Origin of the sequence: Schinkia azotoformans, assembly GCF_035811335.1 — a bacterium.
In the GTDB taxonomy this organism is placed as follows: domain Bacteria; phylum Bacillota; class Bacilli; order Bacillales; family Bacillaceae_J; genus Schinkia; species Schinkia azotoformans.
Map to the genome: position 1 here is coordinate 1 of NZ_JARSMD010000020.1, position 19959 is coordinate 19959.

Consider the following 19959-nt stretch of genomic DNA (forward strand, 5'->3'; position numbering starts at 1 on the left):
TGTAGCTGGACAATGAAGTAAGTATGAATGCAGATTATCTAGTTTTGAAGGAACAACCTTCAATTCAATACAATGTTTGGTGACGATAGCGAAGAGGTCACACCCGTTCCCATTCCGAACACGGAAGTTAAGCTCTTCAGCGCCGATGGTAGTTGGGGGCTGTCCCCCTGTGAGAGTAGGACGTTGCCAAGCAAACGAAAGAACAGCAGAAATGCTGTTCTTTTTTGTATTTCTTTTTAATACAATAAAAAGCACAAGTCCAATCCTTTACCACATACATAGAGTACACATAAATTCCTTACCACGCTCCAACAAAGCTACAAAATATACATTTTCGATTTACAAGGAAAAAACGGAATGAATTGCGAATTATATAGATAGGTACGTGTAAAAAAGGGGGCTCAACTATGGAACTGCAACAATTTTTAGGAAATGACTTCTGGGTAATGACGATTAGGATTTTTATAGCTGCCTTATTATGTGGAATCATCGGACTTGAACGGGAAATCAAAAAACATCCGGCAGGATTTCGGACACATCTGTTAGTCGGGGTGGGTTCCTGTTTAATGATGCTTTTATCCCTTTATGGCTTTCAAGACTATATTGATATGAATGCCAATATTAGATTTGATCCGGCACGAATCCCTTCCTACGTTATTAGTGGTATCGGTTTCCTGGGTACGGGAACGATCTTAGTCAAAGGTGTTACCGTTCATGGATTAACAACAGCTGCATCCATTTGGGTTGTTGCTGGAATTGGCTTAATCGTGGGGGTTGGAATGATCGCACCTGCTCTACTAACAACAATTGTTGTGTTATTAAGTTTAATTTTTTTGAATAAGTTTGAAAAGAGAATTCTTTCCACAAGCAATACGGAAATATTAACGGTTGTAATGGACAAGAAATGCAATAAGCTTAATGAGGTATTGCAGGTATTGGAAGAGAATGATATATCATTTCAAAAAGTATCTATCCAATCATTAAAAAATAATGAAGGTGAAGCCGATCAAAAGAAAATAACAATAGAAATTAAAATGAAGGACCCATCCATTCGTGCGAAAATCCTGGATAAAATCTCGACAAATGATTATGTTCAGCAAATCTATTGAGACCCAAAATGTAAACGTAGGAGGCAATCTCCCATTTCTCCGTTTGTGCTCCATTAAAAGTGGGTATGCTACTACTGTGTTTTTCTTAGACTTAAAAGTTGAAAAGAATCTTGATTCGGCTATATAATATATTCATGGTCAAAGAAAGTCAAAGTCAGTAGAAAGGGGAGGGATTGATGCGAAATATTTCTGATATTATTGAACAATATTTAAAAAAGGTATTGCATATTAGTGAAGAAAATGTCGTTGAAATTAAAAGAAATGAAATAGCTGAAAAATTCCAATGTGTCCCCTCACAAATTAATTACGTGATCAACACTCGGTTTACGATTGAAAAAGGTTATATAGTGGAAAGTAAAAGGGGTGGAGGAGGGTATATTCGGATCATAAAGGTCGAAACAGATGACCATGCTGAATTAATTGACCAAATGATTGAACTTATTCCAAATAGAATTTCGCAGTCTACATCAGAGGTTCTAATTGAAAGGTTGCTTGAAGAACAAGTAATCTCTCAAAGGGAAGCTAAATTAATTATTAGTGCTATTGATCGAAGTGTGCTTTTAATCGAATTACCAGGTAGAGATGAGTTACGCTCCAACATTTTGAAATCGATGCTGTTCACCTTAAAATATAAGTAAATAACTACCCAATAACGAACCTAAAAAAGGGAGAGGTGTAATTATGGAATGTCAAGAATGTCACCAAAACCCTGCTTCGCTCCATTTTACTAAGATCATTAACGGACAGAAAACGGAAACGCATCTTTGTGAGCAATGTGCAAGGGAAAAAGGTGAAATTATGTCTGGGGCCGGAGGGTTTTCGATTAGCAACCTCCTTTCCGGCTTATTAAATTTAGATTATCCTCTATCTACAAGCCCAAGCAGTAATCCTTTTGGAAATCTTGTTACTGAGCAATGTAATCAATGTGGCATGACATTCCAGCAATTTTCTAAGATTGGAAGGTTTGGGTGTTCAAACTGCTACAAGACATTCAGCAACAAAATAGATCCGATTTTAAGAAGGGTTCATAGCGGAAATACAGCACATGAAGGTAAAATTCCAAAACGAATAGGCGGTAATCTTCATCTAACGAAGGAAATTGTGGAATTAAAGGAACAGCTCCAAAAAGCAATTCACAATGAGGAGTTTGAGAGAGCGGCTGAAATCAGAGACAAAATCCGCTCCTTAGAGCAACTCTTAAGTGAGCATAGAGAGGGGGAGCGCTCATAAATGTCATTACAACGTTTTATTAATCAGGCATTAAGCCCTTGGATGAGCCAAGAAGGTCCTGATAGTGATATTGTGCTGAGCAGCAGGGTCCGTCTAGCAAGAAATCTGAAAGACATCGTTTTTCCTACTTTAGCTTCTGGGGATGATTTAGAACAAGTTGTCGAGTTAATGAAGGAGTCCATTGTAAACCGCAGTTTTAACCCCAATCTTGGTCAATTTGAACTTATTAAAATGATGGATCTTGAACCGATTGATAAGCGAGTATTAGTTGAAAAACATTTAATCAGCCCTCATCTTGCTGATGATGCAGAGCAAGGGGCAGTGATCCTTTCAGAAAATGAAGAGGTTAGCATAATGGTCAATGAAGAGGACCATGTCAGGATTCAGTGCTTATTTCCGGGACTGCAATTATCCCAGGCTCTACAGGTTGCCAATGCGATTGATGATTGGATCGAAGAAAGAGTTGATTTTGCATTTGATGAGAAAAGGGGCTATTTAACGAGCTGTCCTACAAATGTTGGGACTGGACTTCGGGCATCTGCAATGGTTCATTTGCCAGCCCTCATTTTAACAAATCAAATGAATAAAATAATACCTGCCATTAACCAACTAGGATTGGTTGTGAGAGGTATATACGGTGAAGGTAGTCAAGCACAAGGAAATATATTTCAAATTTCAAATCAAATTACCTTAGGTATGTCGGAAGAGGATATTGTCAAAGATTTAGAAAGTGTAGTTGCCCAAGTCATTGCTCAAGAGCGCTCGGCACGGGATATGCTTGTAAGATCCTCCTCTATCCAGCTTGAAGATAAGGTATGGCGCTCCTATGGCACTTTAGCAAATAGCCGCATCATTCCATCAACTGAAGCTTCCCGGTGTTTATCAGATGTAAGGCTTGGCATTGATTTAGGATTTATACAAAATGTTTCAAGATCAATATTAAGTGAATTAATGATTTTAACGCAGCCAGGTTTTTTACAGAGATTTGCAGGAAAAAGACTAGCTCCTGAAGAAAGAGATGTAAGGAGAGCAACTCTAATCCGAGAACGATTAAAATTAGAAAAGGATTCGATGGGAGAGTGATCTAAATGATGTTTGGAAGATTTACCGAACGTGCGCAAAAGGTATTGGCACTTGCACAAGAGGAAGCGGTTCGTTTAGGACATAGTAATATCGGGACTGAGCATATTTTATTAGGCCTTATTCGTGAGGGTGAAGGGATTGCAGCAAAAGCACTATTAGCCCTAAATCTTGGGCCGGAAAAAATCCAAGAGGAAGTGGAGGCCCTTATTGGCAGGGGTGATGAAGCGAGTCAAACGATTCACTATACACCAAGAGCCAAAAAGGTGATCGAACTTTCTATGGATGAGGCGAGAAAGTTGGGCCATTCCTATGTAGGGACCGAGCATATTTTACTTGGACTCATCCGTGAAGGCGAAGGCGTTGCAGCCCGTGTATTAAATAATTTAGGTGTAAGCTTAAATAAGGCACGCCAGCAGGTTTTACAACTGTTAGGAAGCAATGAATCTACTTCCAGCAGTCATTCCGGCGGGGTGGTAGCAAATGCTAATACTCCAACATTAGACAGTCTTGCCCGCGATTTAACGCAAATTGCCCGTGAAGGAAGCCTTGACCCTGTTATTGGCAGAGGCAAAGAAATCCAACGTGTAATTGAAGTATTAAGCCGCCGAACAAAAAATAATCCGGTTTTAATCGGTGAACCTGGGGTAGGTAAAACAGCGATTGCGGAAGGTCTTGCCCAGCAAATCGTTCAAAATGAAGTACCCGAAATTTTACGTAATAAGCGCGTCATGACGCTCGATATGGGTACTGTTGTTGCCGGAACTAAATATCGTGGTGAATTTGAAGACCGCTTGAAAAAAGTGATGGATGAAATTCGCCAGGCAGGCAATATTATCTTGTTCATCGATGAATTGCATACTTTGATTGGTGCGGGTGGAGCAGAAGGTGCAATTGATGCATCCAATATTCTTAAACCTTCCCTTGCACGTGGGGAACTGCAATGTATCGGTGCCACAACATTAGATGAATACCGAAAATATATTGAAAAGGATGCTGCCCTTGAACGTCGGTTCCAGCCAATCCAAGTTGGTGAACCGACTCAAGAAGAAGCAATCCAAATTTTATATGGATTACGTGACCGTTATGAAGCCCACCATCGTGTTTCCATTACAGATGAGGCTATTGAAGAGGCCGTAAAGCTTTCCGCTCGTTATATATCAGATCGTTTCCTTCCTGATAAAGCGATCGACCTTATTGATGAGGCAGGAGCCAAAGTCCGTCTTCGCTCTTATACTGCTCCGCCTAACTTAAAAGAGTTAGAGCAAAAGCTCGAGGAAATTAGAAAAGAAAAAGATGCAGCCGTTCAAAGTCAGGAATTTGAAAAAGCTGCTTCGTTAAGAGATACAGAGCAGCGTCTTCGTGAAGATGTCGAAAAAACGAAGAAAGAGTGGAAAGAAAGACAGGGTAAAGAAAACTCAGAAGTAACTACAGAGGATATTGCTTTAGTGGTTTCTGCTTGGACTGGAGTACCTGTATCTAAATTGGCTCAAGCAGAGACAGACCGTCTATTGAACATGGAAAGTATTCTCCATTCTCGTGTAATCGGCCAAGAGGAAGCTGTAAAAGCTATAGCAAAAGCAATCCGTAGAGCACGTTCCGGATTGAAGGATCCAAAGCGCCCAATCGGTTCATTTATTTTCCTCGGCCCTACTGGTGTAGGTAAAACGGAATTAGCTCGCGCTCTTGCAGAAGCCATGTTCGGCGATGAAGATGCTTTGATCCGCATTGACATGTCAGAGTATATGGAAAAGCATACAACATCCCGTTTAGTTGGTTCACCTCCAGGCTATGTAGGTCATGAAGAGGGGGGGCAATTAACCGAAAAGGTTCGTCGTAAACCGTTTTCTGTAATTCTTTTAGATGAAATTGAAAAAGCACATCCAGAAGTATTTAATATTCTTCTTCAAGTATTAGAGGATGGTCGCTTAACTGATTCAAAAGGACGTACTGTTGACTTCCGAAATACGATTGTGATTATGACATCAAATGTCGGTGCAAGCGAGCTTAAGCGTAATAAATATGTAGGCTTTAATGTTCAAGAGGGTCAAGAATACAAGGACATGAAATCGAAGGTAATGGATGCTTTGAAAAAGGCATTTCGTCCTGAATTCTTAAACCGTATTGATGAAATTATTGTCTTCCACTCTTTAGAGAAACAGCATATTAATGAAATTATCACGTTAATGGCGAATGAATTAACAAAACGCTTAAAAGAGCAGGACATTGATTTTGCGTTATCAGATGCAGCGAAAGAAAAAATTGCAAATGAAGGCTTTGATCCTGAATATGGTGCTAGACCATTAAGACGAGCACTACAGAAGCAGGTTGAAGACCGCTTATCTGAAGAGTTATTAAAAGGGACTATTCAAAAGGGTCATAAAATCATCATTGATGTAGAAAATGATGATTATGTAGTAAAGACAGAGTAGTGTTTGAACTTAAGGAAGGATGCCAAAAGCGTCCTTTTTTTCTTTTTGATTACATTATTCGTTATGGTATCATAAATATTAACAATATGTGGTAACTTTAATTAAGAGGGGATTTTTTCATGTCAAAGAAAAAAACAAAATTTTGCTGTCAGGTATGTGGCTATGAAACACCGAAATGGATGGGGAAATGCCCTGGGTGTAATGAGTGGAACACAATGGTGGAGGAAATAGAGCTCCCAAAATCATCAAGAAGACAATCATTTGTTACTTCTTCTGAGACAATAGCTGGAACAAATAAGCCTCAAATGATTACCACCATTCAATCTGTTAGCGAGCCGAGAATATATACAGAGTATAAGGAGATGGACAGAGTTTTAGGCGGAGGTATTGTTCCAGGATCACTTGTGTTAATTGGCGGCGACCCTGGAATTGGAAAATCCACACTTTTATTACAAATATCCTCACAGCTTGCAAATCGAAATCATAAAGTTTTATACATATCTGGAGAAGAATCTCCTCGCCAGACGAAACTTCGGGCCGATCGTTTACGTATAGAAAGTGATAACCTTTTCGTTTTATCCGAAACAGATTTAGCTTATATAGAAAAAGCAATTGATGAAATGAATCCATCCTTTGTTGTTATCGATTCAATCCAAACCGTTTATCATCCTGAGGTTCAATCTGCCCCTGGCAGTGTGTCGCAGGTAAGGGAATGTACTTCTCACTTTATGCGAATTGCAAAAACGAAGGGAATTGCTATTTTCTTAGTCGGACATGTCACAAAGGAGGGATCGATCGCTGGTCCAAGACTACTTGAGCACATGGTTGATGCAGTTTTGTATTTCGAAGGGGAACGCCATCATACATATCGTATTTTAAGGGCGGTTAAAAACAGATTTGGTTCAACAAATGAAATGGGTATATTCGAAATGAAGGAAGAAGGCTTACGGGAAGTACTAAATCCTTCCGAAATATTTTTGGAGGAACGGTCAGAAGGTGCTGCTGGCTCCATAGTTGTTGCTTCGATGGAAGGTACACGCCCAGTGTTAGTGGAGATTCAGGCTTTAATAGCACCGACTAGCTTTGGAAACCCGCGGAGAATGGCGACAGGAATTGATCATAACAGGGTGTCTTTGATTATGGCTGTTCTAGAGAAAAGAGTAGGGTTTTTATTAGGGGCTTATGATGCTTATCTGAAAGTAGCCGGTGGAATTAAGCTTGACGAGCCAGCAATTGACCTTGGTGTGGCTGTAAGTATTGCTTCGAGTTTTCGTGACCAACCTTCCAACCCAACAGATGTAGTGTTTGGCGAAGTCGGGTTAACAGGGGAAATAAGAAGGGTTTCCCGCGTCGAACAGCGTGTTCAGGAGGCAGCGAAGCTTGGTTTTAAGAGGGTTATTATACCGGAAAGAAATATTGGCGGATGGACAGCTCCGAAGGGCATCGAAGTCATCGGCGTTTCAACAGTAGCAGAAGCATTAGATCACACCTTGGAACGTTAGCTTATGCAATTTTTAGTAATCTGCCTACAAAATTGATATTTATCATCATTTCAATATAAAATAGTAAGTGAAATATTATTTTTCTGTAACGAACAATGTTTTTAAAATAGAAAAAAAGTTAATAATGATAAAAGGAGGTGAAGGAATGGTTAAAAAAATCGTTCAGCTATTTTTTATTATCGTGGGCGGAACACTAGGGTTCTTGTACTTTCCGCTATTTTTAGAGTTAATGAATGTAGGTAATATCGGGTGGTTTGCGTCCCCTTATGCCTGCACAGTTTACGGAGCAATTATTTTATTTCTTTCTACATTTTGGTTAACTGATTATATTGTTGGTTTAATCCGTAAGATTGAGGAATCGTTGGTAAAGGCGCCGGCGACCGATATTTTATTTGGAAGCTTAGGCTTGATTGTAGGCTTGATTGTTGCTTTTTTAATTATGATTCCTTTAAAAAGTATTAAATTCGAAGTGTTAAGCACAATTATTCCAATATTTGTAACATTGTTTCTCGGCTATCTAGGGTTTCAAACAGGGTTTAAAAAGCGTGAAGAGCTTATAAATTTATTTTCGCTTCCAGCACGGCTTGGGGCAAAAGATAAAAAGAAGCCACAAGCCAATGAGGCAGATCAAGCAGAAGAATATGTACCGGGGAAATTGAAAATCCTTGATACAAGCGTCATCATCGATGGTCGTATCGCTGATATTTGCCAAACCGGATTTTTAGAAGGGACGATCGTTATCCCGCAGTTTGTGTTAGAGGAGTTACAGCACATTGCCGATTCCTCGGACGCCTTAAAACGAAATAGAGGCCGCCGTGGCTTGGATATTTTGAATCGAATTCGAAAAGAATTAGAAATTAATGTGGAAATTTATGAAGGTGATTTTGAAGAAATCCAGGAAGTTGATAGCAAGCTTGTAAAATTGGCAAAGATCACTTCCGGCATTGTCGTTACAAATGACTTTAATTTAAATAAAGTTTGTGAATTGCAAAATGTTTCAGTTTTAAATATTAATGATCTGGCCAATGCCGTAAAACCGGTTGTTCTACCAGGGGAAGAATTAAATGTACAGGTTATAAAAGATGGGAAAGAACATAATCAAGGGATTGCTTATCTTGATGATGGCACAATGATCGTTGTCGAAGAAGGTAGAGATTATATCGGTAAGCGTATTGATGTTCTGGTCACTAGTGTCCTTCAAACATCAGCGGGACGAATGATTTTTGCTAAGCCCAAGGCTTTAGAGAAAGCACTATAATGACTTTATAAGGGGAAGACGATGGACTATTATGTTGTAATACCTGCTGCAGGGCAAGGGAAAAGAATGAATGCAGGGATGAATAAGCTTTTTATTCCCTTAAATCAAATACCTGTCATTATTCATACTTTAAATGTGTTTGAACAAGATGAACACTGCAAAGGTGTCATCTTAGCCGTTAATGAAAATGAGGTAAATCTATTTATTGAACTTATTCGCAAATATCATATTAAAAATGTTCTTAAAATAGTAAACGGCGGGAAAGAGAGACAAAATAGTGTCTATAACGGATTGAAGGCCGTACCAGACGAAGATGCCATTGTCCTTATTCATGATGGGGCAAGACCGTTTATTAAACAATCGATTATTCATAAACTTGTAAACAGCGCCTCTAGAAATGAGGGGGCTATTGTTGCAGTGCCTATGAAGGATACGATTAAGGCAGTACAGAACAACATAGTAGAAAAAACAGTGGAGCGTTCAAGCTTGTGGTCGGTGCAAACCCCACAAGCTTTTCGTCTTTCTGTTATTTTAGATGCACACCAAAAGGCAGAAGACGATCAATTTCTAGGTACGGATGATTCAAGTTTAGTGGAGAGATTAGGGAAAAAGGTACATATCGTATTAGGGGATTACGAAAATATTAAACTAACAACGCCAGAGGATTTAATTTATGGGGAAGCAATTTTAGCTAAATATAAAAAAGGGAGATAAACAAATGATTCGTATTGGACAAGGATTTGACGTTCATCAATTAGTGGAAGGGAGACCGCTTATTATCGGCGGAATTACGATTCCGTATGAAAAAGGTTTGCTAGGCCATTCTGATGCCGATGTACTTCTTCATACAGTTAGTGATGCAGCCTTAGGAGCATTAGCACTTGGTGATATCGGCAAGCATTTTCCTGATACTGACCCTGCTTTTCTTGGCGCGGATTCCGCAAAGCTAATGGAGCATGTTTGGGCACTTGTAAAAAAGGAAGGCTATAAGCTTGGGAACCTAGATTGTACAATCATTGCCCAAAAGCCGAAAATGGCACCATATATTGAGGAAATTAGAGCGCGTATTGCTAGTCTTTTAGAAGCGGAAATTGGCCAAATCAATGTGAAAGCTACAACGACGGAGAAACTTGGCTTTATCGGCCGCAGTGAAGGAATTGCCGCTCAAGCCGTTATTTTATTAACTAAATAACAAGCTTGACCACCTTGGTAATATTCATTAAGATTTAAAGTTAGAGTAGAAATATTAGGAAAAAACGGAAGGTGTCTGAAATTATGGCAAAGCAAATTAGAGTTCGATATGCACCAAGCCCAACGGGGCATTTACATATTGGTAATGCACGTACGGCCTTATTCAATTATTTATATGCAAGAAATCAAAATGGGAAATTTATTATTCGTATTGAAGATACAGATGTTAAGAGAAATATTGAGGGTGGGGAGCAAAGCCAGCTTAAATACTTAACTTGGCTTGGAATTGACTGGGATGAAAGCATTGATATAGGTGGAGAGTATGGCCCGTACCGCCAAATGGAGCGCATCGAAATCTACCAAAAGTATACGGAAGAATTATTAGCGAAGGGGTCAGCCTATAAATGTTATTGTACGGAAGAAGAGCTTGAACAAGAGCGGGAAGCTCAAATGGCAAAAGGAGAAACACCAGCTTATTCTAGAAAATGCTGTGGCTTGTCTGCAGAAGACCATAAAGCACTTGAAGAAGAAGGCCGTAAAGCCAGCATTCGCTTTAAAGTTCCTTCTGATCAAACAATTGCCTTTAAGGATATTGTCAAAGGCGAAGTATCCTTTGATTCCAATGGATTTGGAGACTTTGTTATTGTTAAGAAGGATGGTATTCCAACTTATAATTATGCTGTTGTTATTGATGACCACTTGATGGAAATGAGCCACGTTCTTCGCGGTGATGATCATATTACTAACACACCAAAACAACTGATGATTTATGATGCATTTGGTTGGGAACCGCCGATTTTTGGACATATGACATTAATCGTAAATGAATCCCATAAAAAGTTAAGTAAACGTGATGAATCAATCATTCAGTTTATTGAGCAATATGAAGAGTTAGGATACTTACCTGAAGCTTTATTTAATTTTATTGCACTCTTAGGATGGTCACCGGGCGGGGAACAAGAGATTTTTACAAAAGAAGAATTTATTAAAATCTTTGACCCTAGCCGTTTAGCTAAGTCACCTGCCGTGTTCGATACAAATAAATTAACATGGATGAACAATCAATATATTAAACAAGTAGATGTGGACAGACTCGTTCAAATTTCATTGCCGCATCTAATTAAAGCCGGACGTCTTCCTGAGAATCTTACAGATGAACAAAGGGCATGGGCTCGTGATTTAATTGCTCTTCATCAGGAAAAGATGAGCTATGGGGCTGAAATTGTTGAGCTTACTGAATTATTCTTCAAGGAAGATATTGAGTTCGATGAAGAAGCAAAAGAGGTATTAAGTGGGGAAAGCGTTCCTGAAGTCGTGAGAAACTTTAAACAACAAGTTGAGCAGCTTGAAACATTCGAGGCTGAAGACATTAAGGCGGCTATGAAGGCTGTGCAAAAGGAAACTGGTCATAAAGGCAAAAATTTATTTATGCCAATACGTGTTGCAACAACTGGACAAGTCCATGGACCTGATCTTCCACAGGCGATTCGCTTGTTGGGAAAAGATAAAATTCTTGCCCGCCTAAATAAATTGATTGGCATTTCGAGAAAAAGCTAATATAGTATAGGTATAAACGTTGATGAGGAAAAGTAGAGATTGTTTTGGCTTAGTAGAGAGAACTACCTCCGGCTGAAAGTAGTTTAAGCGGACCATCTTGAAAATGCACCTCTGAGTCTTTTATTGAACGATCACTCTAGTAGATAAAAGCGGGACTCTGCCGTTATAAGGGGGAAGTTGGGGTAATAGCACTTGTTCTTTTACCCAAACAGAGTGGAACCGCGCGTAAGCGTCTCTGTGCATTAGCATAGGGGCGCTTTTTTATATTAAAAGTATATAATTTTGCATATCATTGTCTAGCTCCAGCGCCTATCGCCTAGCAAACTTCAGGTCTTCTCCCTACGATAAGTCAAAGACCCTCCAGTTTGTACGGCGATGAGCAAGGCGCTTGCGCTTTTCTAATAGGGGGGAATTGAAGTGTTTAAAATGTTACGTGAAGATGTCGAAGTCATTTTTGAACAAGATCCTGCAGCGAGAAGCTATATCGAGGTAATCTTAACCTATTCCGGACTACATGCAATTTGGGCCCACCGACTTGCCCATCCGTTATATAAACGAAAGTTCTTCTTCCTAGCGAGAATTATTTCGCAAATAAGTCGGTTCTTTACCGGGATTGAAATTCACCCCGGTGCCCAAATTGGCAGACGTTTTTTCATAGACCACGGTATGGGTGTTGTTATCGGGGAAACATGTGAAATCGGTGATAACGTCACCATATACCAAGGTGTAACACTGGGCGGTACGGGGAAGGAGAAGGGGAAAAGGCATCCAACCTTAAAGGATAATGTTCTTGTCGCCACTGGCGCTAAGGTATTAGGATCGATTACTATTGAGGAAAATTCCAAAATTGGGGCCGGCTCTGTTGTTCTAAAAGACGTCCCGCCCAATTCCACGGTAGTGGGTATTCCAGGGAAAATAGTAATAAGAGATGGAGTAAGAGTGGCTCGTGATTTAAAACATAATGAATTACCGGATCCGGTTGCTGAAAAATTAGCGGAGATGGAATCACAAATGAATATGCTCAAAAAGGAAATAAATAAACTAAAGTCAGGAAGTGATGCTTGATGGCAATTAAATTTTATAATACATTAACCCGCAGCAAGGAAGAATTTAAACCGATTAAAGATGGAAAAGTAAAAATGTATGTATGCGGCCCTACTGTATACAATTATATCCATATTGGAAACGCACGGCCTGCCATTGTTTTTGATACAGTTCGCCGTTATTTACAGTACAGAGGCTATGAAGTAAAGTATGTTTCAAATTTTACAGATGTTGATGACAAGCTAATTAAGGCTGCAAAAGAGCTTGGGGAAGATGTTCCAACAATCGCCGACCGTTTCATCCAAGCCTTTTATGAAGATGTAACAGCCTTAGGTGTAAAAAAAGCCGATGTCCATCCACGTGTAATGGAAAATATGGATATCATCATTGAATTTATTGAAACATTAATCCAGAAGGGCTATGCTTACGAGTCAGAAGGCGATGTCTATTTTAGAACAAGAAAATTCGATGATTATGGAAAGCTGTCACATCAACCGATTGATGATCTTCGTCTCGGTGCTCGAATTGAAGTTGGTGAAAAGAAGCAAGACCCGTTGGATTTTGCTTTATGGAAAGCAGCAAAAGAAGGCGAGATTTATTGGGAAAGCCCATGGGGGAAAGGGCGTCCGGGCTGGCATATTGAATGTTCAGCAATGGCGAAAAAATATCTAGGCGAGACGATTGATATTCATGCAGGCGGTCAGGATTTAACATTCCCGCACCATGAAAATGAAATTGCCCAATCAGAGGCGTTAACAGGTAAAACCTTTGCAAACTACTGGCTTCATAACGGTTATATTCAAATAGATAATGAGAAAATGTCCAAGTCACTTGGGAATTTTGTATTGGTGCATGATATTATTAAACAAATTGATCCACAAGTGTTGCGTTTCTTTATGTTGTCAGTTCATTATCGAAATCCGATTAACTTCAGCCAGGAGTTGTTGGAAAGTGCTAAAAGCGGATTGGAACGGATTCGTACAGCTTATGAGAATTTAAGCTATCGTAAGGTAGTCAGCACCGGTTTAACAGACTCAAATGAAGAATGGCTCAAGGTTATTGAAGGAATCCATGAACAGTTTATTATTGAAATGGACGATGATATCAATACAGCTAATGCTATTTCAGTTCTTTTTGATTTAGCAAAACAAGCCAATATTTATTTAAGAGAAAATCAGACATCATCAGAAGTGATTCATGCCTTTATGGAGCAGTTTGAAAACTTAGCGGGAGTACTCGGCATCACTCTTCAAAAAGAAAAAGAGTTGCTTGATGAAGAGATTGAAGAATTGCTTCAAAAACGAATTGATGCAAGGAAGAATCGTGATTTTGCACTAGCAGACCAAATTAGAGATCAATTAAAGGATATGAACATTGTTCTGGAGGATACACCGCAAGGAACACGTTGGAAAAGGATGTAATGTTGTGCTTGTAAAAAACCATACTATTGATGTAAAACAATTAAATTCATTGGCGCTTGCTTATATGGGTGATGCTGTTTTTGAAAGCTTTATTAGGTTTAATCTGTTGGCAAGTGGTGGAGTTAGGCCGAACCAGCTTCACCGCGAATCAACAAAGTATGTGTCAGCCAAAGCTCAGGCAATCATGGTTCGCAGTTTGATAGAGGAGAATCTGTTAACAGAAGAGGAAGTCGCTGTTGTTAAGCGGGGCAGAAATGCGAAATCGGCGACTGTCCCCAAAAACACTGATGTTCAAACCTATCGGTATAGCACAGCGTTTGAAGCGTTGTTAGGCTATCATTATTTATCGGGAAATGAAGAGCGGTTAAATGAATTAATGGAATTTGGTTTTAACTTAATTCATGTAAAGTCTTAATGAGGAAGGAGTGAGTACGGATGGATAATGAATGGATCATCGGGAAAAACCCAGTATTAGAAGCTTTAAGAGCAGAGCGGGATATTAATAAAATATGGATTGCAGAGGGCTCTAATAAGGGACAAATGCAACAGGTTATCGGGCTTGCGAAACAAGCTGGCGTCATTGTTCAATATGTTCCAAAACAAAAGCTTGACCATACAGTTTCAGGGAATCATCAAGGTGTGGCTGCATCTGTTGCAGCCTACCAATATGCCGAGATTGAAGACTTATTTAATAAGGCAGCGGCAAAAAATGAGGATCCCTTTTTTCTCATATTGGATGAAATTGAGGACCCGCATAATTTAGGTTCAATTCTCCGAACGGCCGATGCAGCGGGTATTCACGGAGTAATTATACCGAAGCGCCGTGCAGTCGGTTTGACAGCTGCTGTAGCCAAAGCTTCAACAGGAGCGATTGAACATGTACCTGTAGCAAGGGTTACGAATCTTGCTAGAACGATGGAGGAGTTAAAAGAAAAGGGCATTTGGATTATAGGAACAGATGCAAAAGGGAAGCAGGATTTCCGGCAAATGGATGCAAAAATGCCGCTTGCAATCGTCATTGGCAGTGAAGGGAAAGGAATCGGCAGGCTTATCAGTGAAAAATGCGACTTTTTAATTCGATTGCCGATGGTCGGCAAGGTTACATCGCTTAATGCATCAGTTGCTGCCAGTTTATTAATGTACGAGGTTTATCGTAAGCGAAATCCTATTGGGGAATAGCGGTTATGGATGTACTAATCGTCGACGGTTACAACATTATTGGTGCTTGGCCAGAACTAAGAGAATTGAAAAAGACTGACTTTGCTGGAGCACGGGATAAATTAATAGAGAAAATGGCAGAGTATAAAGCCTTTACTGGATACCGCGTCATCATTGTGTTCGATGCTCACCAAGTTCCTGGTATTGAAACAAAAACAACAAACCACAATGTAGAAGTGATTTATACAAAGGAAAACGAAATTGCTGATGAAAGAATTGAAAAAATGGCCAATGAACTGAATAACATAAAAACACAAATCCATGTTGCTACATCGGATTATACCGAACAATGGGTTGTATTTGGCCAAGGAGCTTTAAGAAAATCAGCACGAGAGTTGTTAAACGAAATGAATTCGATTGAGAAAAAAATAAATAAGTCTTTACTCGAAACAAATCAATCAAAAGCAACAAATCGTATTAAAATAAAAGGTGAAATTGCTGAAATTTTCGAAAAATGGCGTCGGGGAGATCGTTGAATGGTTGACTCCCTGAATTTACCTGCTGTATAATATTGCTATCTATATGCATCGGATGTGGACGGAGGGATCAAAGAGTGAGCATAAACCTCAAAGAAAATACTATCAAAGATTTAGAGCGTCTAGAGGATGAAGAAATAGTCGAACAGGTCCACGCAGGTTCTAGTGAAGCTTTGGAGTACTTGATTAATAAGTACAAGAATTTTGTTCGTGCAAAGGCAAGGTCTTATTTTTTAATTGGAGCAGATCGAGAGGATATCGTTCAAGAAGGTATGATCGGTCTTTATAAAGCGATTCGTGACTTTAAAGAAGACAAGCTGTCATCCTTTAAAGCATTTGCTGAGTTGTGCATTACGAGGCAAATCATAACAGCGATTAAAACAGCCACTCGCCAAAAGCATATTCCGTTAAACTCTTATGTCTCATTGGACAAGCCCATATATGATGAAGAATCCGACCGTACATTGCTTGATGTCATCTCAGGTACGAAGGCCCTTGATCCTGAAGAATTGATTATTAATCAAGAGGAATTTGATGATATCGAAGTTAAAATGGCTGAGATATTAAGCGATTTAGAGAGGAAGGTTCTTAGCCTTTATCTAGATGGGCGTACATATCAAGAGATTTCCGAAGACTTAAATCGTCACGTTAAATCAATCGATAATGCGCTGCAAAGAGTAAAACGAAAGCTGGAACGATATTTAGAATTAAGGGAAATTACGCTGTAATCTCCCTTTTTTTGTCGAAGACTTCACTTGAATGAAGTTAACATTGACATTTAAATTATGACTATGTTACAGTTTTACAAGTGAATAAGAAGAATGGGTAAATGTACCCTATTATATAATGTTGAACGTGAAGTTGGAGGTAACTACATGCAACGTATCGTAAAGTTCTTTCGTGATGTTGTCCGCGAAATGAAAAAAGTAAGCTGGCCGAAGAAAAAGGAATTAACTAAATATACTATAACAACAATTGTTACAGTTACATTTGTAGCTTTGTTTTTTACCGTTGTAGATATGGGAATTTCATCTTTAATTCGCTTAATTCTTGGTTAAGTTATTGCACTGTGATAAATTGTGGTATAATGTTGTGTAATCAAGGAAATACAGGAAATAGAACCCGTTCGCGGGTTTTTTTGTCTTTGTTCGAAAAGCGGAAACGCTTTAGCATTGCTTCATGGGGTTGACAGCGAAATATCCAATTAGGGAGGGAATGGACTAAAAATGTCCTAAATGATGGAAAAAAACTGGTATGTTGTGCATACGTATTCCGGATATGAAAATAAAGTAAAAACAAATTTAGAAAAACGTGTTGAATCAATGGGAATGTCAGATAAAATATTCCGCATTGTTGTTCCAGAAGAAGAAGAGCAAGAAATTAAAAACGGTAAAAAGAAAGTCGTTAAGAAAAAAGTATTTCCTGGATATGTATTAGTTGAAATTATTATGACTGATGATTCCTGGTATGTTGTAAGAAATACGCCTGGTGTAACAGGATTCGTTGGATCAACAGGTTCCGGCTCTAAACCTATTCCGCTTCAACCCGATGAAGTTGATGTAATCCTTAAAAGAATGGGATTGGACAAAATGCCAACTGAAATTGACTTTTCGCTTAAGGATACGGTACGTGTCATTGAGGGGCCATTTACGAACTTCACAGGGACAATTGAAGAAATTGATATGGACAAGCAGAAGGTTAAGGTTCATGTTAATATGTTCGGAAGAGAAACACCGGTTGAATTGGAATTTACACAAATTCAATCCGTTTAAATAGAAAAGCGGAAGCTGGACAAAAAAGTTCTTGCAATTGGACGGGATAAATGATAAAATTCTTGTGTTTCCTATGAGTCTCAAATTACAGAGACTATTGTAGATATATAGGAGTATGAGTGGGAGGGTCTAAAGGGCCTAATTTTACCACATCACGGACTATTTAAGGAGGTGTGTCTCGTGGCTAAAAAAGTTATTAAAATTGTAAAACTTCAAATTCCTGCAGGTAAAGCTAATCCAGCACCACCAGTTGGTCCTGCGTTAGGTCAAGCAGGTGTAAACATCATGGGATTCTGTAAGGAGTTTAATGCTCGTACCGCAGAACAAGCTGGTTTAATTATCCCTGTTGAAATTACTGTATTTGAAGATCGTTCATTTACATTTGTTACTAAAACTCCGCCTGCTGCTGTTCTTTTAAAAGTGGCTGCTGGTATTCAGTCTGGTTCAGGTGAACCAAACAAGAAAAAAGTTGCTACAGTTAAGCGTGATAAGGTTCGCCAAATCGCAGAAGAAAAAATGCCTGACCTTAACGCTGCAAGTGTAGAATCTGCAATGCGCATGGTTGAAGGTACAGCACGCAGCATGGGAATTGTTATTGAAGACTAATCCCGTGAGTCGCTAAGGTAATTGGCAGAGGTTGCGAGAGAATGATTATCGACACTCGCAACCTTTATTCGTGGGAGGTAAAACCGTTATAACCACATACGAGGAGGATTTATTATGGCTAAAAAAGGTAAAAGATATCAAGAGCTTACAAAGCTTGTTGACCGTTCAAAAGCTTATCCAGTTCAAGAAGCTATTGAATTAGTTAAAAAGACTGCTACAGCTAAGTTTGACGAAAGTGTTGAAGTTGCTTTCCGTTTAGGCGTTGACCCTAAGAAAGCTGACCAACAAATTCGTGGAGCTGTAGTTCTACCACATGGTACTGGTAAAACTCAACGCGTGTTAGTTTTTGCTAAAGGTGAAAAAGTGAAAGAAGCAGAAGCTGCAGGTGCAGATTATGTTGGAGATGCAGAATTCATTACTAAAATCCAACAAGGTTGGTTTGAGTTTGATGTAGTTGTTGCTACACCTGACATGATGGGTGAAGTTGGTAAACTTGGTCGTGTATTAGGACCAAAAGGTTTAATGCCAAACCCTAAAACTGGTACTGTAACATTTGATGTTACAAAAGCAGTTAACGATATTAAAGCTGGTAAAGTTGAATATCGTGTAGATAAAGCTGGAAATATTCATGTTCCAATTGGTAAAGTATCATTTGAAGATGACAAGCTTTCTGGAAACTTAGCAACAATCGTTGAGACAATCCAAAAGGCTAAGCCAGCTGCAGCAAAAGGAACATACATGAAGAATGTTGCAATTGCTTCTACAATGGGCCCTGGTATTAAAGTTGACGTTTCTGCATTATTACTAGGAAAATAAGTTGACAAACTTATTTTAAACAGTTATAATTACAAACGTTGTTAAATTAACTATTATACCGTAGACAGTAGGTGTTCCTTACGGACTTAATTTCCTGCCGAGGTGTGTTTATAAATCTGTTACATTTCGTAATGAACGGATCTATTATGCCTCCATGTCTACTGACGTTGGAGGCTTTTATATTCCTTAAAACACGTACGGTATAAAATTCTACAGGAGGTGTAAAGATGAGCGCTGTCATTGAACAAAAGAAACAACTAGTTCAAGAGATCTCTGATAAGTTACAAGCGAGCAAATCAGTAGTATTCGTTGATTACCGTGGACTAGATGTTGCTGAAGTAACTGAATTACGTAAACAATTACGTGAAGCAGGCATTGAATTTAAAGTATACAAAAATACAATGATGCGTCGTGCAACTGAAGCTACTAACTTCGGCGATCTTAATGACAAGTTAGTTGGACCAACTGCCGTTGCATTCGGAGTTGAAGATGTAGTAGCTCCTGCGAAAATTATTAACGAATTTGCTAAAAAGCACGAGGACTTAGAAATTAAAGCAGGTATCATCGAAGGTACAATTGCAAGTGTAGAAGAAGTGAAAGCATTAGCTGAACTTCCGTCACGCGAAGGTTTACTTTCTATGTTGCTTAGCGTATTACAAGCTCCAATCCGCAATCTTGCTCTTGCAGCAAAAGCTGTTGCTGATCAAAAAGAAGAACAAGGTGCTTAAGAACTGTTATTAAAAAAACACTGAATGAAAATTAAGGAGGAAAATTCAAATGACTAAAGAACAAATCATTGAAGCGGTTAAAAATATGACTGTTTTAGAATTAAATGACTTAGTAAAAGCAATCGAGGAAGAATTCGGCGTAACTGCTGCTGCTCCAGTTGTTATGGGTGGCGCTGTTGCTGGTGGCGCTGCTGCTGAAGAGAAAACTGAATTTGACGTAATCTTAGCTAGCGCTGGCGACCAAAAGATCAAAGTTATCAAAGTTGTTCGCGAAATCACTGGTCTTGGCTTAAAAGAAGCAAAAGACTTAGTAGACAACACTCCAAAGCCGCTTAAAGAAGGCGTATCTAAAGAAGAAGCTGAAGATATCAAAGCTAAACTTGACGAAGTTGGAGCTAACGTTGAAGTTAAGTAATTAACTTTATTCAGTTGAATAAAGTTAAAGCCTCCGGCGGATGCCTCAGATTTTCAAAGGTAGTTTTTCGAGCAAGCTCGAAAAAATCTGGGCGCAAATACGCC

At 39.1% G+C, this 19959-nt stretch carries 22 protein-coding genes, 1 rRNA gene and 2 other annotated features; all 23 genes read left to right on the forward strand.

Going from position 1 to position 19959, the window contains the following annotated elements:
• The first annotated feature begins 75 nt into the window (after nt 1-75).
• A 5S ribosomal RNA gene (rrf, locus tag P9E47_RS12470) occupies nt 76-192 on the forward strand.
• A 215-nt stretch (nt 193-407) separates the two neighbouring features.
• On the forward strand, nt 408-1109 hold the full coding sequence (locus P9E47_RS12475; RefSeq protein ID WP_003333372.1) for an MgtC/SapB family protein: 702 nt from the start codon (nt 408-410) through the stop codon (nt 1107-1109).
• A gap of 176 nt (nt 1110-1285) precedes the next feature.
• Nucleotides 1286-1747: a CtsR family transcriptional regulator gene (locus P9E47_RS12480; protein WP_003333373.1), complete on the forward strand. Its 462-nt coding sequence runs from the start codon at nt 1286-1288 to the stop codon at nt 1745-1747.
• A 43-nt stretch (nt 1748-1790) separates the two neighbouring features.
• Nucleotides 1791-2339 carry a UvrB/UvrC motif-containing protein gene (locus tag P9E47_RS12485; RefSeq protein WP_003333374.1) on the forward strand — a complete coding sequence of 183 codons (549 nt, stop codon included), beginning with the start codon at nt 1791-1793 and terminating at the stop codon, nt 2337-2339.
• Entirely contained in the window at nt 2340-3422 is a 1083-nt protein-coding gene (locus tag P9E47_RS12490) for a protein arginine kinase (RefSeq protein WP_003333375.1), read from the forward strand.
• A gap of 5 nt (nt 3423-3427) precedes the next feature.
• Nucleotides 3428-5851 (forward strand): ATP-dependent protease ATP-binding subunit ClpC, encoded by a 2424-nt coding sequence (gene clpC / locus P9E47_RS12495; protein ID WP_003333376.1) that lies wholly within the window; start codon nt 3428-3430, stop codon nt 5849-5851.
• 119 nt (nt 5852-5970) lie between these two features.
• Entirely contained in the window at nt 5971-7353 is a 1383-nt protein-coding gene (radA, locus tag P9E47_RS12500; RefSeq protein ID WP_003333377.1) for a DNA repair protein RadA, read from the forward strand.
• A 145-nt stretch (nt 7354-7498) separates the two neighbouring features.
• Entirely contained in the window at nt 7499-8611 is a 1113-nt protein-coding gene (locus P9E47_RS12505) for a PIN/TRAM domain-containing protein (RefSeq protein WP_003333378.1), read from the forward strand.
• A 21-nt stretch (nt 8612-8632) separates the two neighbouring features.
• Entirely contained in the window at nt 8633-9325 is a 693-nt protein-coding gene (ispD, locus tag P9E47_RS12510) for a 2-C-methyl-D-erythritol 4-phosphate cytidylyltransferase (protein ID WP_035198173.1), read from the forward strand.
• A 4-nt stretch (nt 9326-9329) separates the two neighbouring features.
• The gene (gene ispF / locus P9E47_RS12515; RefSeq protein ID WP_003333381.1) at nt 9330-9803 is read left to right on the forward strand and encodes a 2-C-methyl-D-erythritol 2,4-cyclodiphosphate synthase; all 474 of its coding nucleotides are present in this window, start codon (nt 9330-9332) and stop codon (nt 9801-9803) included.
• A gap of 83 nt (nt 9804-9886) precedes the next feature.
• Nucleotides 9887-11359 (forward strand): glutamate--tRNA ligase, encoded by a 1473-nt coding sequence (gltX, locus tag P9E47_RS12520; RefSeq protein WP_003333382.1) that lies wholly within the window; start codon nt 9887-9889, stop codon nt 11357-11359.
• 10 nt (nt 11360-11369) lie between these two features.
• Nucleotides 11370-11599, forward strand: a binding site (T-box leader).
• A gap of 177 nt (nt 11600-11776) precedes the next feature.
• Nucleotides 11777-12424 carry a serine O-acetyltransferase gene (gene cysE, locus P9E47_RS12525; protein WP_003333383.1) on the forward strand — a complete coding sequence of 216 codons (648 nt, stop codon included), beginning with the start codon at nt 11777-11779 and terminating at the stop codon, nt 12422-12424.
• Nucleotides 12424-13824, forward strand: coding sequence for a cysteine--tRNA ligase (gene cysS, locus P9E47_RS12530; RefSeq protein WP_003333384.1), 1401 nt, complete (start codon nt 12424-12426; stop codon nt 13822-13824). Before cysE ends, cysS begins: the two co-directional genes overlap by 1 nt.
• A 4-nt stretch (nt 13825-13828) precedes the next feature.
• A complete protein-coding gene (locus P9E47_RS12535; protein WP_003333385.1) occupies nt 13829-14239 on the forward strand; it encodes a Mini-ribonuclease 3 in 411 nt (136 codons plus the stop codon).
• A 20-nt stretch (nt 14240-14259) separates the two neighbouring features.
• On the forward strand, nt 14260-15003 hold the full coding sequence (gene rlmB, locus P9E47_RS12540) for a 23S rRNA (guanosine(2251)-2'-O)-methyltransferase RlmB (RefSeq protein ID WP_003333386.1): 744 nt from the start codon (nt 14260-14262) through the stop codon (nt 15001-15003).
• A 5-nt stretch (nt 15004-15008) separates the two neighbouring features.
• Complete coding sequence (locus P9E47_RS12545; RefSeq protein WP_003333387.1) at nt 15009-15518, forward strand: NYN domain-containing protein; 510 nt, start codon at nt 15009-15011, stop codon at nt 15516-15518.
• 77 nt (nt 15519-15595) lie between these two features.
• A complete protein-coding gene (gene sigH, locus P9E47_RS12550; RefSeq protein WP_003333388.1) occupies nt 15596-16246 on the forward strand; it encodes an RNA polymerase sporulation sigma factor SigH in 651 nt (216 codons plus the stop codon).
• A 147-nt stretch (nt 16247-16393) separates the two neighbouring features.
• Entirely contained in the window at nt 16394-16576 is a 183-nt protein-coding gene (gene secE, locus P9E47_RS12555) for a preprotein translocase subunit SecE (protein ID WP_035198179.1), read from the forward strand.
• 180 nt (nt 16577-16756) lie between these two features.
• Nucleotides 16757-17290 (forward strand): transcription termination/antitermination protein NusG, encoded by a 534-nt coding sequence (gene nusG / locus P9E47_RS12560; protein WP_003333390.1) that lies wholly within the window; start codon nt 16757-16759, stop codon nt 17288-17290.
• 180 nt (nt 17291-17470) lie between these two features.
• On the forward strand, nt 17471-17896 hold the full coding sequence (rplK, locus tag P9E47_RS12565) for a 50S ribosomal protein L11 (RefSeq protein WP_003333392.1): 426 nt from the start codon (nt 17471-17473) through the stop codon (nt 17894-17896).
• Nucleotides 17897-18010: 114 nt separating this feature from the next.
• Nucleotides 18011-18712, forward strand: coding sequence for a 50S ribosomal protein L1 (gene rplA, locus P9E47_RS12570; protein WP_003333393.1), 702 nt, complete (start codon nt 18011-18013; stop codon nt 18710-18712).
• Between the two features lie 40 nt (nt 18713-18752).
• Nucleotides 18753-18901 (forward strand) — a sequence feature (ribosomal protein L10 leader region).
• 38 nt (nt 18902-18939) lie between these two features.
• Nucleotides 18940-19440, forward strand: coding sequence for a 50S ribosomal protein L10 (gene rplJ / locus P9E47_RS12575; RefSeq protein ID WP_003333394.1), 501 nt, complete (start codon nt 18940-18942; stop codon nt 19438-19440).
• 49 nt (nt 19441-19489) lie between these two features.
• Nucleotides 19490-19855: a 50S ribosomal protein L7/L12 gene (gene rplL / locus P9E47_RS12580; protein ID WP_003333395.1), complete on the forward strand. Its 366-nt coding sequence runs from the start codon at nt 19490-19492 to the stop codon at nt 19853-19855.
• Nucleotides 19856-19959: the final 104 nt, after the last annotated feature.

Excerpts from the sequence above, each read along its gene's own strand:
- radA (WP_003333377.1), top strand. The coding sequence starts at position 5,971 with ATGTCAAAGAAAAAAACAAAATTTTGCTGTCAGGTATGTGGCTATGAA.
- P9E47_RS12505 (WP_003333378.1), top strand. The coding sequence starts at position 7,499 with ATGGTTAAAAAAATCGTTCAGCTATTTTTTATTATCGTGGGCGGAACA.
- gltX (WP_003333382.1), top strand. The coding sequence starts at position 9,887 with ATGGCAAAGCAAATTAGAGTTCGATATGCACCAAGCCCAACGGGGCAT.
- rplJ (WP_003333394.1), top strand. The coding sequence starts at position 18,940 with ATGAGCGCTGTCATTGAACAAAAGAAACAACTAGTTCAAGAGATCTCT.
- ispF (WP_003333381.1), top strand. The coding sequence starts at position 9,330 with ATGATTCGTATTGGACAAGGATTTGACGTTCATCAATTAGTGGAAGGG.
- P9E47_RS12485 (WP_003333374.1), top strand. The coding sequence starts at position 1,791 with ATGGAATGTCAAGAATGTCACCAAAACCCTGCTTCGCTCCATTTTACT.
- P9E47_RS12545 (WP_003333387.1), top strand. The coding sequence starts at position 15,009 with ATGGATGTACTAATCGTCGACGGTTACAACATTATTGGTGCTTGGCCA.
- P9E47_RS12475 (WP_003333372.1), top strand. The coding sequence starts at position 408 with ATGGAACTGCAACAATTTTTAGGAAATGACTTCTGGGTAATGACGATT.
- nusG (WP_003333390.1), top strand. The coding sequence starts at position 16,757 with ATGGAAAAAAACTGGTATGTTGTGCATACGTATTCCGGATATGAAAAT.
- P9E47_RS12490 (WP_003333375.1), top strand. The coding sequence starts at position 2,340 with ATGTCATTACAACGTTTTATTAATCAGGCATTAAGCCCTTGGATGAGC.
- secE (WP_035198179.1), top strand. The coding sequence starts at position 16,394 with ATGCAACGTATCGTAAAGTTCTTTCGTGATGTTGTCCGCGAAATGAAA.
- rplL (WP_003333395.1), top strand. The coding sequence starts at position 19,490 with ATGACTAAAGAACAAATCATTGAAGCGGTTAAAAATATGACTGTTTTA.
- cysS (WP_003333384.1), top strand. The coding sequence starts at position 12,424 with ATGGCAATTAAATTTTATAATACATTAACCCGCAGCAAGGAAGAATTT.
- rplA (WP_003333393.1), top strand. The coding sequence starts at position 18,011 with ATGGCTAAAAAAGGTAAAAGATATCAAGAGCTTACAAAGCTTGTTGAC.
- P9E47_RS12480 (WP_003333373.1), top strand. The coding sequence starts at position 1,286 with ATGCGAAATATTTCTGATATTATTGAACAATATTTAAAAAAGGTATTG.
- ispD (WP_035198173.1), top strand. The coding sequence starts at position 8,633 with ATGGACTATTATGTTGTAATACCTGCTGCAGGGCAAGGGAAAAGAATG.
- rlmB (WP_003333386.1), top strand. The coding sequence starts at position 14,260 with ATGGATAATGAATGGATCATCGGGAAAAACCCAGTATTAGAAGCTTTA.
- clpC (WP_003333376.1), top strand. The coding sequence starts at position 3,428 with ATGATGTTTGGAAGATTTACCGAACGTGCGCAAAAGGTATTGGCACTT.